Below are 11,395 nucleotides of genomic sequence, written 5' to 3'. Positions count from 1 at the left end.
GTGCGTGAATTCGAGGTTCAGGCCGAACTTCTTCGCGGCCGCCTCCACCACGCGCACGCCCTCGGGCATCACTTCCTGGCCAATGCCGTCGCCGGGAATCGCGGCGATTCTGAATGTCTTGCTCATGTCTCGTTCTCCGTTACACGGCGCGCCTGAACCATGGCGCACTCGATGAACGCAAGCATGCCTCAAAGCCCGCCAGCGAATTAGCCCCTGCAACGTTGAGACATTGAACACGAGACGTGAACAATCGCACGGCAGCCGCCTCGCGCCGCGCGCGTCGTATCATAGCGGCTCGATCGCCGGCCCCGCCCCTCAAAGCCATGAGACGCCTTCCCCCGCTCAACGCCCTGCAGATTTTCGAAACGGTCGCCCGCTACGGCAGCTTCACGCGCGCGGCCGAGCACCTGTGCCTGACGCAGGGCGCGGTGAGCCGGCAAATTCTCGCGCTCGAGCAGTACTACGGCCTGCCGCTCTTTCGCCGCTCGTCGAGGGGGCTCACGCTCACGGCCGAAGGCGAGCAGCTGTTGCCGGCCGTGCGCGACGGGTTCGGCCGCATCGAGGAAGCCTCGCAGCGCCTCACGCGCCAGCGCACCGAACTCGCGCTCAAGGTGCCGACCTGCGTGATGCGCTGGATGCTGCCGCGCATCATGCGCTTCCAGAACGAACACCCGGATCTGCAGATCCAGATCACGACCACCTGGGGGCACGAAGTCGATTTCCAGGCGGAGCCCTTCGACGCCGCAATCATCTACGCCTCGTCGCCCGGCGCCGACACGCACGCCGTGCCGCTGTTCGACGAGTACCTCACGCCCGTCTGCACCCCCGATTTGATCTCGCGCCGCCCGCTCGCCCAGGCCGACGACCTCGCGCATCACACCTTGCTGCACCCCACGCGCGACCATGCCGACTGGCGGCTGTGGCTCGCGCAGGCGGGCGCGCAAAAGGTGGATGCCACCCTCGGCCCCACGTTCGAATCGCTGGACCTCGCGGCCACGGCGGCCATGCAGGGCTTTGGCGTCGCCATTACCGACCGCACGCTCGTGCGCGAGGATGTCGTGGCAAGACGCCTCGTCATGCCCTTCGATCTCGCCGTGCCCACGGGCTCGCGCTACTATTTCGTGTACCCCGAGTGCGTGGCCCAGCAAAAGAAGGTGCAATTGTTCAGCGCCTGGATCGAGCGCGACCGCGACATCGCCCCCGCGTGACGCGCCATGTCCCGCTGCCATGAGGGCAGCGCATGGCAGCCATGAGAATTAATCGATTGCATGCGGGCCGGTCTTTCGGCCTAATGAGCCGCTTCGCTGCGGGGCCCGAGCGTTCGGTGCCCTCGCACCCGCAAGCCTTGCGGCCACGCGCCGCCCGAAGGGAGATTGACCATGCAGAGCGCCGCCCACGCACGCTCGAAGCTGCCCGACGTGGGCACGACGATTTTCACGGTGATCGGCCAGCTTGCCGCCGAGCATCAGGCGCTGAACCTCTCGCAAGGCGCGCCGAATTTCGACCCGAGCGCCAAGCTCGTCGAAGACGTGGCCGCCGCCATGCGCGCGGGCCACAACCAGTACGCGCCCATGGCGGGCCTCGGCGCGCTGCGCGAGGCACTCGCCGCGAAGTTCGAGACGCTCCATGGCGCGCACTACGACCCGGAAAGCGAAGTGACCGTGCTCGCGAGCGCAAGCGAGGGCCTGTACTCGACGATCAGCGCGCTCGTGCATCCCGGCGACGAAGTGGTCTATTTCGAGCCCTCGTTCGACAGCTATGCGCCCATCGTGCGCCTGCAGGGCGCCAAGCCCATCGCGATCAAGCTCGCGCAGCCGCATTTCCGCGTGGACTGGGACGCCGTGAGCGCGGCCATCACGCCGCGAACGCGCATGATCATCGTGAACACGCCGCACAATCCCACGGCCACGATATTCGGCGAGAACGACATTGCGCGCCTGGCGGCGCTCACGCGCAACACCGACATCGTGATCCTCTCCGACGAAGTGTACGAGCACGTGGTGTTCGACGGCGCGCCGCACCGTAGCATGGCGCGCTACCGTGAACTGGCCGAGCGCAGCGTGATCGTCTCGTCGTTCGGCAAGTCGTATCACGTGACAGGCTGGCGCGTAGGCTACTGCTTCGCGCCAGCCGCGCTGATGGACGAGATCCGCAAGGTCCATCAATTCATGGTGTTTTCCGCCGACACGCCCATGCAGTACGCGTTTGCCGAGGCGCTGGCCGATCCGCAAGGCTATCTCGGCCTTTCGGCGTTCTACCAGCGCAAGCGCGACCTGCTCGCGCGCGCGCTCGAAGGCTCGCGCTTCGAGCTGCTGCCGAGCGAAGGCAGCTTCTTCATGCTCGCGCGCTTCCGGTCCTTTTCCGACGAACGCGACAGCGACTTCGTGCTGCGGCTGATACGCGACGCTCGTGTGGCGACGATTCCGCTTTCGGCGTTTTACACCGACGGCACCGACGAAGGCATCATCCGCCTGAGCTTTGCCAAGGACGACGAAACACTTCTCGAAGGTGCGCGCCGGCTTTGCGCGTTCTGAAACACCCGCATTCGAAGCACAAGCAAACCACACGGTAAGGAGATCCCCATGAAGCGACTCAACGCGCTCCTCGCGCTGGCATGCGTGTACGGCGTGCTCGGCCCGGCATCGGCATTCGCGGATGCGAACCTGCTGCGCTTCGGCGTCGAGGCCCAGTACCCGCCCTTCGAAACCAAGGCCGCGGACGGCACCCTGCAAGGCTTCGACATCGACATCGGCAACGCCGTGTGCGCCACGGCGCACATGACCTGCAAATGGGTCGAAACCTCGTTCGACGGCCTGATCCCCGCGCTCCAGGGCCGCAAGTTCGACGCCATCAACTCGGCGATGAACGCCACCGAAAAGCGCCGCGAGGCGATCGATTTCACCACCGTGATCTACCGCGTGCCGAGCCGGCTCATCGCGCGCAGCGACAGCGGCCTCGTGGCCACGGCGGCTTCGCTCAAGGGCAAGCGCGTGGGCGTGCTGCAGTCGTCAATTCAGGAAACCTATGCAAAAGTGCACTGGGAACCGGCTGGCGTGAACGTCGTCCCCTACCAGGACCAGAACCAGATTTACGCCGATCTCGGCGCAGGCCGCCTCGACGCCACGCTCGTGCTGGCGCCGGCGGGCCAGAAGGGCTTTCTTTCGCAGCCCGACGGCAAGGGCTTCGCCTTCGTCGGCGAAGCGGTGCGCGACGACAAGATTCTTGGCAGCGGCGTGGCGTTCGGCATCCGCAAGGGTGACACCGCCTTGCGTGAGCGCCTGAACGCGGCCATCGCGAAGCTCGAATCCGATGGCACGGTGACTTCGCTTGCCCGCAAGTACTTCGGCGATATCGACGTTTCGCCTAAGTGAGACGCTGCATCGGACAATGCATGCGCCCCGCCGTTGCCGCGCGACGTGGCGGCAACGGCGGGGCAACATGCGGTATTAACAGCGGTCATTAACAGCGAACATCAACGGCGACCTTCCCGCGAATTGCGGTTGACGGGCGTGTCGTTCTTCGTGCGCTCCTGCCTGGCATCGCTACCCCAGCGGTCCGTGTCCTCCATCCCGCTTTCCAGGTCGCTATGCCCCTGGCGTCCCACCGAGCGCGGCTCGTGCGGATGGCGCCGCGCGAGTGGCTCGCTGCTCTCGTGCTGCGGACTCTTGACGTTGCGGCCGTCGTCGTCCGATGTCTCATGATGTTTCATGGCTCCCTCCTTGCCGGATTGCGGGCAAGACTTTCACCCGTTGTGCCGCCGCGCGTTTGTTCAGCGGCGCGTTCCATGGCACGCGTCGGGCCGAAGTCGCCGCGGCGTGGCATTTCTTGAGCCATGCCACACGCGCCGTGCCATCGGGTCCCATTGCCCCATTGCCGCGCTCAACCCGATTCGCCCACTTCGGCGGGGTCGGGCAGTTCCGGCAATTCCTGTGTGCGCGGTTCGGGCTGAGCGGCCGCGTCGCCGTCGTGACCCTGTTGCGGCGCGGGCTGCGGCGCATTCTCGCGAATGCCCGTGATGCGATAAATGCGAAGCATGGCACTCTCCGTGGCTGACTACTTACCCCACTTGCGCACGGCCCGTGCCCGACCGTGTACACACCAGCCAACACACCGGAGACGCCCGTTGCGCCAGGTGCGGTACGCGCGATGCGCAACGACGGGATCAACCTGCACGAACGTGGGAGGGAACATGCGCACTTTCGATTTCGAGCAGCGGATCGACGAGATCCAGCTCGCTCTCGCCGAGATTTTCGAATCGCCCAAGCGGCCGACCGTGAGCCGCATCGACGAAGGCGACGCCGTGATCCTCCAGCTCTCCTGGGTGGTCCAATCGCACGGCGATACCACGCTCGACGCACGTTGCGCCGCCACACTGCGCTTCACACGGGCACAGCTCGACCGCTACGCCGGACTCGACACGCAACGCCGGCGCATGATCCAGCAGCGCATCTGCGAGCGGGTACGCGAGCGCTTCGCAGCGAGCCAGACGCCGCCCACGATCGAGGGAGATTGCGCGGTGGAAATCGACGTGGACGACGTGACGTTCGATACGCCCGAAGGCTTTCTTTGAGCCGATCGCGCGGGGCACGAGGCGCAAGCCGGCATCGTTAGTTAGCCTAACTTGCCGTGGCAGCCGACTGCTGTGCCCCAACCCGCGGCAACGCATGCATCCCGAGGTTCGCCACGAGTGCCACCAGCGACGCGCCAATCACATACCACGCGGGCGCGGCCGGCGATCCGCTCACGCGTACGAAGGTCGCGCACAGCAGCGGCGCAAAGCCACTGAAGACGACCACCGAGACGTTGTACGCAAGCGCGATGCCGCTAAAGCGCACCTGTACCGGAAAGAGATCGGCCAGCACCGAGGCCCATGTGCCGCTTGCGAGCGAGAACACCAGCGCAGCGAGCACGAACAGCACCACGATGTTCACGCTATGCGCGGCCAGCGCCGTATAGAACGGCCAGGCGAGCGCCGCCAGCAGCACGCACGAGAGCCGCAACAGGTAGCGGCGCGGCACGAAGTCGCCGGCCCAGCCCGCGGCGAGCAACCCGGCCGAACTCACGAGCAGATACGCGTTCTGCGCGAGCGCGGCCTCACGTGGCGCATAACGCAGCGTCTCGATCAGATACGCGGGCATGTGGCCGTACAGCACGCCGTTGAACCCCGCCATCACCGCAACCGAGAGCGCGCCACCCACCACCGCGCCGCGATGATGGCGCAGCGTCTCGCGAAACGGCTGCTTCACCACGGCGCCTTGCATCTGCCTGAACTCGGGCGACTCGTCGAGATTGCGGCGCAGCAGGTACGAGACGATCCCGCACGCACCGCCCACGAGGAATGCCATGCGCCAGCCATAGTTCGCGGCGTTGGCCGGCGTGAGCGCGGACTGCACGACGAGGTTCACGATCGTCGCGAGCATCACGCCCGTGTTGACCGCGCAGACGATCACGCCGGCGGCGAGCCCCGCACGCCGTGGCGCGGCTTCCACCGCATAGGTGATCGCGCCCGGCATTTCGCCGCCCACGCAAAAGCCCTGCAGCACGCGCAGGCCAATGAGCGCAATGGGCGCGGCAATGCCCCAGCGTGAGTAGTCGGGCAGCAAGCCAATGCAGATCGTCGCGAGCGTCACGACGACGATCGAGCCCACGAACACGGGCCGCCGCCCCATGCGGTCGCCCAGGCTGCTGAGCACGATGCCCCCCAGCGGCCTGATGATATAGCCGATGGCGAGCACCGAAAACGTCAGCAGCATGCTCACTAGCGGGTCGCTTGCCGGAAAGAAGCGCGCGGCGATCGAATGGGCGAAAAAGCCATAGATCACGAAGTCGTAGAACTCCAGCGAGCCGCCCAGGCTCGCGATCAGGATCATCTTCCATTGGGCGCGGGTCAGGCCCGGCGCGCCGGTTGCGGCCGCTGCCCGCGAAGGTGTCGTCTCCATTTGCTCTCCTTAATAATTAGTGCAGTGGCGCGGCGTGTTCGGCTTGAAGACTTACATCCCGCGCCTGCGTAGGGCTCCTCGCCGACCGCCTGTGCGCTCACGCGGTAACCGAACGAGCGGCCTGGAGCGGGTCAAGCGGCTGCCGCCTCGCGCCGCTGCGGCATGCACGTCACGCCAGCACGTTCGAGCAGCGCGTCCAGCTCGCCAGCATCGTGCGCGATTCCCGCAACGTAACGGTCGGGCCGCAGCAGCACGGCGCGCGCGCCCGCATCCGCGAGCCACGCTCGCAGCGCATCGCACGTAGCGGGAACGATCGCCACGCGCTCGCGCGGCGCGTGGGCGAACACGTCTTGCGCGTGGCGTGCCAGTTCCTCGTCGGCGACCAGCGCGAAGCGATAACCCACGCCGTCGTCGAAGCGCGAACCGTCTTCGAATACGGGCTGCGGCCCCACATGGCCACCCGCAGCGCCCGCATGCCAGCCCGGCCCGAGACGCGGCTGCGGCGTGCGGAACTCGCGTATCGCCGCCGTCATCTCGCGGTCGCGCGCCGCCACGGCGTCGCTATCTCTCGCCTGGATCACGCCACCCAGTTGCACCGCGGTTTCAATGAACGTGCGCACATGCGGCTCGCGTTCGCTCTCGTAGGTGTCGAGCAGTGTTTCGGGCAATGCGCCCTCGATCACGTCGGCGAGCTTCCACGCGAGGTTCGAAGCGTCGCGGATGCCCGCCGCCATGCCCTGCCCCATGAACGGCGGCGTCTGGTGCGCGGCGTCGCCCGCTATCAGCAGCCGGCCGCACCGCCAGCCCTGCGCGATCACGGAATGGAACGTGTAGATCGCCGAGCGCTCGAGCTGTGCGTCGGCCGGCGTGATCCAGCGCGCGAGGCGCTCCCATATCCATTCGTTCGTGCCGATGCTGCGCTCGTCGTCGCCCGGCATCACCATGATCTCCCAGCGGCGGCGATTGTGAGGCCCACGCGTATACGTTGTCGGCCGCGCCGGGTCGCAATACTGGATCGAGTAGTCGCCAAGGTCGGGGCGTTCGCGCTCTAGCAGCACGTCCACCACGACCCAGCGCTCGTGCGACTTCAGATCGGCCAGTTCAGTGCCAATGAAGCGGCGCACCGTGGAACGCGCACCGTCACAGCCCACCACATAGCGCGCCGTGGTGTGCGCAAGGCGCCCTCGGGCCGTGTCCTCGAAACGGATGCGCACGTGGTCCTCGCGTTCGTCGATGGCGAACACCTCGTGGCGCAGACGCACGTCCGCGCCGCCACGCGCCGAAAGTTGCGCGCGCAACGCTCGTTCGAGGTCCGGCTGATGAAATTTGTAGCTCGCGCACCAGCCCTGCGGGCCAATGCCGGCTGGGCGGCTCCAGTCGATCATCAGCTCGCCGCACGCATTCACGAACTTCATGCCCGGCCCGACGAACAGGTCGGGCTGCAGCGTTTGCGCAATGCCGGCGGCCTGGAAAACGCGCATGCATTCGCCATCGAAGTGCACGGCACGCGGCAGCTGGAACACGTCCTTGTCGCGCTCGAACACCACCACGTTAAGGCCGCGCAGCGTGAGCAGATTGGCGAGCGTCGCGCCGGTCGGCCCGAAGCCGACGATCGCGACGTCATGCTCTGGCGGCATTGCCGCGCTTACCGCGCTTACCGCGTTTGCCGGGTTTGCCTGGTAAGCCGCAGGCTCGACGAAATCCTTCATCCCATTCACCTGGTTCATGATTGACGGTGCCGCCCGCCCCATGCGAGCGGCGCGCCTGCGCTTACGCTTCGTCCGCAACCGGATTCGTGAGCGTGCCGATGCGGTCGACCTCGACTTCGACCACATCGCCGTGTTTCATGAAGAGCGGCGGATTGCGCTTCGCGCCCACGCCGCCGGGCGTGCCGGTCACGATCACGTCGCCGGGAAAGAGCGGCGTGAACGTGGAGAGATAGGCGATCTGCTTCGCGATGCCGTGAATCAGCATTTCCGTGGTCGCGCGCTGCACTTCCTGGCCGTTCAGGCGCGTGACGAGCGTCATCAGCGCGTTCGGCTCGATCTCGTCGCTCGTGACCATCCACGGGCCGAACGCGCCCGTGCGGTAGAAGTTCTTGCCAGGACCCCATTGGCCCGTATGGCGCTGCCAGTCGCGAATCGAGCCGTCGTTGTAGCAGCTATAGCCCGCGATATGCCGCCATGCGTCGGCCTCGGCGATACGCCGGCCGCCCTCGCCGATGATCACGGCGATCTCGCCTTCGTAGTCGAACTGCGTCGACTCGCGCGGACGCAACATGGGCTGACCCGCGCCCACCTGCGACGCCGGCAGGCGCATGAAGATGACCGGCTGCTCCGTGGTCTCGCGGTTGGTCTCCTTCACGTGCTCTGCGTAATTCAGGCCCACGCAGAAGATCTGCTGCGGATTCGCAATGACCGGCTCGAATGCGACTTCGGCAAGGGGATAGTCGCCCTTGCCTTCGCTCGCGGCGTGCTCTGCCTGCGCAAACGCGCCGGCGGCGATCAGCGACTTGAGGTCCGCATAGCGGCCGCCAAGGCGCTTCTTGAGATCGAAAACCGCGCCGTCGCGCACGACGCCGAACGACGAACCTTCATGGGTGGAAAAGCTGGCGAGTTTCATGGTGCTCCGATGATAAAGAATGGTCTTCCACTGGAATCATGACGCACATTTTTTGGTGTGTTTATCGTATTTTGAGAATACACTACGAAAAACGCGATGCACAACTTGATTCTTATCAGGGTTTATCACTACCACCGGAGACAGCATGACTCTGCCGAACACGAAACGAACCGGCCTCACGCTCAGCCACATGGGCTTCTACGTGAGCGACATGGCGAAGGTCGAAGACTTCTATACGCGAGTGCTCGAATTCACGGTGACGGACCGAGGCACGCTGCCTTCGCCGCGTGGCCCGGTGAGTCTCGTCTTCATGAGCCGCGATCCTGCGGTGCATCATCAGATCGTGCTGGCGAGCGGCCGCCCCGGCCCGTTGCCGTTCAATCCGATCAACCAGATTTCATTCGAGGCGGACAGCCTCGCCACGCTCAAGCGCTTTCATCGGCGCTTCGTGGAAGAAGGGATGGAGGAGATCACGCCGGTCACGCACGGCAATGCGATCTCGTTCTACGCGCGCGACCCGGAGGGCAACCGGCTGGAGATCTTCATCGATACGCCTTGGTACGTGGATCAGCCCATGCGCGTGAGCGTGGACTTCACGCTGCCCGACGAGGCGTTGCTCGCCGAAGTCGAGCGCCATGCGAGCACGTTGCCGGGCTTCAGGCCGCGCGCGGCGTGGGAGAAAGAGATGGCGGCACGCATGGGCATCGCATGACGTTGCACGCGCAACGTCCGCGCTTCAGGATTCGATGAGTGCGCGCACGCGCGTCGAAATGCGCGCGGCGGCCTCCTTCACGGCCTCGACCACGCGATCGAGATTGAAAAACTCGAGGCGCTGCTCGGGCACGACCAGCGCCAGCGAAGCCACGGCTTCACCCGATGCGTCGGTGAAAAGCGGCGAGGCGACTGCGGACATGCCCGCTTCGAGCTCCCCCTTCGAGAGATAGAAGCCCGCGCGGCGGATCTTGAGCAGACTCGCACGGAACGCTTCAAGCGAGGTGCCAAGGCCGCTCGCGGCGATGTCCTCGGGGTATTGCTCGAACAGCGCGGCGAGCTTGGCCTTGGGAAACGTGGAGAGAATCGCCTTGGGCGCGGCGCCGAGAAAGAGCGGGCGCGGACGGCCGCGACCGTAGCGCAGGTCGAACGCCGCGTCGTGCGTTTCGCGGTGCGTGTCGACGAGTTCGTTGCCGTACCAGCGCGACATGACGGCGTCGAAGCCGGAGTGCTCCACGAGTTCGCGCATGATCGGCTGCCCCGCTTTCAGGAGCGGGTCGGAGATGCGCAGATGGTAGTCGAGCGTGATGATGCGCGGCCCGAGACCATATTCGCCGCCCACGAAGCGCAGCAGCATGCCGGTATCGACGAGTTCGCGCAGATAGCGGTACGCGGTCGGCACCGAGCATTCCAGTTCGGCCGCCACCTGCTCGGCGGAAAGAAAGGGCCGCGCCTCGGAAAACAGTTCGAGGATGGACAGCAGTTTCGCGATGCTCGACAAAGGCCGGTCTCCGGTCACGCTTGAGGTGGCCAATTATAGCGGCACGCCTTGCCGCGCCAGTCCGTCGAGCGATCCCATCGATCGATGTGCGCCGCAAAGCAAAACCGCCGGATCCACGGGACCGCGCTACGCGCGCCCAACGATCCGGCGGTTTCTATCGACACCTCACACCGCGCGCGCAGCCAGGCCAGATTCGCCTGACATCACGCGCGAGCGGTGCGCAAGCGTGCGCCCATCACTGCATATGCTGGCCGCCGTTGATGGGAATATTCGCGCCCGTCACGAAGCCAGCCTCCTCCGAGCACAGGAAGAGCACGAGCGCCGCGACTTCGCTCGGGTTGCCGAGGCGGCCCATCGGGATTTGAGGCAGGATCCTGGAATCGAGAATGTCCTGCGGAATGGCGGTCACCATCTTCGTGGCGAGATAGCCCGGCGAGATGGTGTTCACGGTCACGCCCTTGCGAGCCACTTCCAGCGCGAGCGACTTCGTGAAGCCATGCATGCCGGCCTTCGCCGCCGCATAATTGGTCTGACCAATCGAGCCCTTCGAGCCGTTCACCGACGAGATGTTGATGATGCGGCCCCAGGCGCGCTCGACCATACCGTCGCACAGCGGCTTCGAAATATTGAAGATCGAGTCGAGATTGGTGCGCAGCACGGCGTCCCAGTTCACCTTGTCGAGCTTCTTGAACGTCATGTCGCGCGTAATGCCCGCGTTGTTCACGAGAATGTCGACCGGGCCGACCTCGTTCTGAATCTTCGTCGCGCCGCGTTGGCACGAATCGTAATCGGCCACGTCCATGCCATACGCGTGAAATTCGCGGTCCGTCTCTTTCATGCGGGCCAGCCAGTCCCTGGCCCCTGCGTTATCGGGCGAGTGCGTCACGACGACGCGATAGCCCGCATCATGCAGCTTGACGCTGATGGCCTCGCCGAGGCCGCCCATACCACCCGTTACCAAAGCAATACGATTAGTCATCCTATATATCCGCGAGAGTTGTGCGTCAATTAAGCGTGGCCTTACGCGAGTAAGCGCCACGCACGTCGTCGCCCTGCTTCATCTGTTGACCGGACGAAGGCAAGGCAGAGCGCGCGCGGGTTCTAATGAACTTCTGATATTGCGCGTGGTTTTTGCTACTCGCGGCTCGCCGCCGCTTGACGCCCGGCGAGCCGCTTACTGCCCTGAAAGACGAATCAGTCGCGCTCGAGCGCGAGCGCCACGCCCATGCCACCGCCGATGCACAGCGAGGCGAGGCCGCGCTTCGCGTCGCGGCGCTGCATCTCGTACAGCAGCGTCACGAGAATCCGGCAGCCCGACGCGCCGATCGGGTGACCGATCGCA

General features: G+C 65.5%; 12 protein-coding genes and 2 pseudogenes. 5 read left to right on the top strand and 9 right to left on the bottom strand.

What is annotated here, in order from left to right; genetic code table 11:
• A pseudogene (locus VMJ11_RS31990) lies at window positions 1-126 on the bottom strand (tartrate dehydrogenase); the annotation flags it as partial.
• 197 nt (window positions 127-323) lie between these two features.
• On the opposite strand from VMJ11_RS31990, the gene VMJ11_RS31985 reads away from it, so the two are divergent.
• The 3 genes from VMJ11_RS31985 (at window position 324) to VMJ11_RS31975 (ending at window position 3,371) form a co-directional block, all read left to right on the top strand.
• On the top strand, window positions 324-1,208 hold the full coding sequence (locus VMJ11_RS31985; protein ID WP_325625007.1) for a LysR substrate-binding domain-containing protein: 885 nt from the start codon (window positions 324-326) through the stop codon (window positions 1,206-1,208).
• Window positions 1,209-1,379: 171 nt separating this feature from the next.
• Window positions 1,380-2,534 carry a pyridoxal phosphate-dependent aminotransferase gene (locus VMJ11_RS31980; protein WP_325625006.1) on the top strand — a complete coding sequence of 385 codons (1,155 nt, stop codon included), beginning with the start codon at window positions 1,380-1,382 and terminating at the stop codon, window positions 2,532-2,534.
• Between the two features lie 48 nt (window positions 2,535-2,582).
• On the top strand, window positions 2,583-3,371 hold the full coding sequence (locus VMJ11_RS31975; RefSeq protein ID WP_325625005.1) for an ABC transporter substrate-binding protein: 789 nt from the start codon (window positions 2,583-2,585) through the stop codon (window positions 3,369-3,371).
• Window positions 3,372-3,472: 101 nt separating this feature from the next.
• Here VMJ11_RS31975 and VMJ11_RS31970 read toward each other — a convergent pair whose 3' ends face one another.
• On the bottom strand, window positions 3,473-3,709 hold the full coding sequence (locus VMJ11_RS31970; RefSeq protein WP_325625003.1) for a hypothetical protein: 237 nt from the start codon (window positions 3,707-3,709) through the stop codon (window positions 3,473-3,475).
• A 170-nt stretch (window positions 3,710-3,879) separates the two neighbouring features.
• Complete coding sequence (locus VMJ11_RS31965) at window positions 3,880-4,035, bottom strand: hypothetical protein (RefSeq protein WP_325625001.1); 156 nt, start codon at window positions 4,033-4,035, stop codon at window positions 3,880-3,882.
• Between the two features lie 154 nt (window positions 4,036-4,189).
• Here VMJ11_RS31965 and VMJ11_RS31960 point away from each other — a divergent pair, with 154 nt between their 5' ends.
• Window positions 4,190-4,570, top strand: a complete 381-nt coding sequence (locus VMJ11_RS31960; RefSeq protein WP_325624999.1) for a hypothetical protein — start codon at window positions 4,190-4,192, stop codon at window positions 4,568-4,570.
• A gap of 46 nt (window positions 4,571-4,616) precedes the next feature.
• On the opposite strand, the gene VMJ11_RS31955 is transcribed toward VMJ11_RS31960, so the two are convergent.
• The 3 genes from VMJ11_RS31955 to VMJ11_RS31945 form a co-directional block, all read right to left on the bottom strand.
• Entirely contained in the window at window positions 4,617-5,939 is a 1,323-nt protein-coding gene (locus tag VMJ11_RS31955) for an MFS transporter (protein WP_325624997.1), read from the bottom strand.
• Window positions 5,940-6,070: 131 nt separating this feature from the next.
• Window positions 6,071-7,576, bottom strand: coding sequence for a bifunctional 3-(3-hydroxy-phenyl)propionate/3-hydroxycinnamic acid hydroxylase (locus VMJ11_RS31950; RefSeq protein ID WP_325625009.1), 1,506 nt, complete (start codon window positions 7,574-7,576; stop codon window positions 6,071-6,073).
• 133 nt (window positions 7,577-7,709) lie between these two features.
• Window positions 7,710-8,561: a fumarylacetoacetate hydrolase family protein gene (locus VMJ11_RS31945; protein WP_325624996.1), complete on the bottom strand. Its 852-nt coding sequence runs from the start codon at window positions 8,559-8,561 to the stop codon at window positions 7,710-7,712.
• A gap of 145 nt (window positions 8,562-8,706) precedes the next feature.
• On the opposite strand from VMJ11_RS31945, the gene VMJ11_RS31940 reads away from it, so the two are divergent.
• Window positions 8,707-9,273 carry a VOC family protein gene (locus VMJ11_RS31940; RefSeq protein ID WP_325624994.1) on the top strand — a complete coding sequence of 189 codons (567 nt, stop codon included), beginning with the start codon at window positions 8,707-8,709 and terminating at the stop codon, window positions 9,271-9,273.
• Between the two features lie 24 nt (window positions 9,274-9,297).
• Here the strand turns inward: VMJ11_RS31940 and VMJ11_RS31935 are convergent, their stop codons facing one another.
• The 3 genes and pseudogenes from VMJ11_RS31935 to VMJ11_RS31925 all read right to left on the bottom strand — a co-directional run.
• Window positions 9,298-10,053 (bottom strand): IclR family transcriptional regulator, encoded by a 756-nt coding sequence (locus VMJ11_RS31935; RefSeq protein ID WP_325624992.1) that lies wholly within the window; start codon window positions 10,051-10,053, stop codon window positions 9,298-9,300.
• A gap of 235 nt (window positions 10,054-10,288) precedes the next feature.
• Complete coding sequence (phbB, locus tag VMJ11_RS31930) at window positions 10,289-11,032, bottom strand: acetoacetyl-CoA reductase (protein WP_325624990.1); 744 nt, start codon at window positions 11,030-11,032, stop codon at window positions 10,289-10,291.
• 215 nt (window positions 11,033-11,247) lie between these two features.
• Window positions 11,248-11,395, bottom strand: a pseudogene (locus tag VMJ11_RS31925) (acetyl-CoA C-acetyltransferase); the annotation flags it as partial.

This window comes from Paraburkholderia sp., from assembly GCF_035501035.1.
Taxonomy (GTDB): Bacteria; Pseudomonadota; Gammaproteobacteria; order Burkholderiales; family Burkholderiaceae; genus Paraburkholderia.
Note: the sequence above shows the minus strand (reverse complement) of the source record. Positions and strands in the feature narration are given on the sequence as shown.

What these genes read in the sequence shown, in the direction of transcription:
- VMJ11_RS31980 (WP_325625006.1), top strand. Translation starts at nt 1,380, where the DNA reads ATGCAGAGCGCCGCCCACGCACGCTCGAAGCTGCCCGACGTGGGCACG.
- VMJ11_RS31945 (WP_325624996.1), bottom strand. Translation starts at nt 8,561, where the DNA reads ATGAAACTCGCCAGCTTTTCCACCCATGAAGGTTCGTCGTTCGGCGTC.
- VMJ11_RS31960 (WP_325624999.1), top strand. Translation starts at nt 4,190, where the DNA reads ATGCGCACTTTCGATTTCGAGCAGCGGATCGACGAGATCCAGCTCGCT.
- VMJ11_RS31965 (WP_325625001.1), bottom strand. Translation starts at nt 4,035, where the DNA reads ATGCTTCGCATTTATCGCATCACGGGCATTCGCGAGAATGCGCCGCAG.
- phbB (WP_325624990.1), bottom strand. Translation starts at nt 11,032, where the DNA reads ATGACTAATCGTATTGCTTTGGTAACGGGTGGTATGGGCGGCCTCGGC.
- VMJ11_RS31955 (WP_325624997.1), bottom strand. Translation starts at nt 5,939, where the DNA reads ATGGAGACGACACCTTCGCGGGCAGCGGCCGCAACCGGCGCGCCGGGC.
- VMJ11_RS31985 (WP_325625007.1), top strand. Translation starts at nt 324, where the DNA reads ATGAGACGCCTTCCCCCGCTCAACGCCCTGCAGATTTTCGAAACGGTC.
- VMJ11_RS31940 (WP_325624994.1), top strand. Translation starts at nt 8,707, where the DNA reads ATGACTCTGCCGAACACGAAACGAACCGGCCTCACGCTCAGCCACATG.
- VMJ11_RS31950 (WP_325625009.1), bottom strand. Translation starts at nt 7,576, where the DNA reads ATGCCGCCAGAGCATGACGTCGCGATCGTCGGCTTCGGGCCGACCGGC.
- VMJ11_RS31975 (WP_325625005.1), top strand. Translation starts at nt 2,583, where the DNA reads ATGAAGCGACTCAACGCGCTCCTCGCGCTGGCATGCGTGTACGGCGTG.
- VMJ11_RS31970 (WP_325625003.1), bottom strand. Translation starts at nt 3,709, where the DNA reads ATGAAACATCATGAGACATCGGACGACGACGGCCGCAACGTCAAGAGT.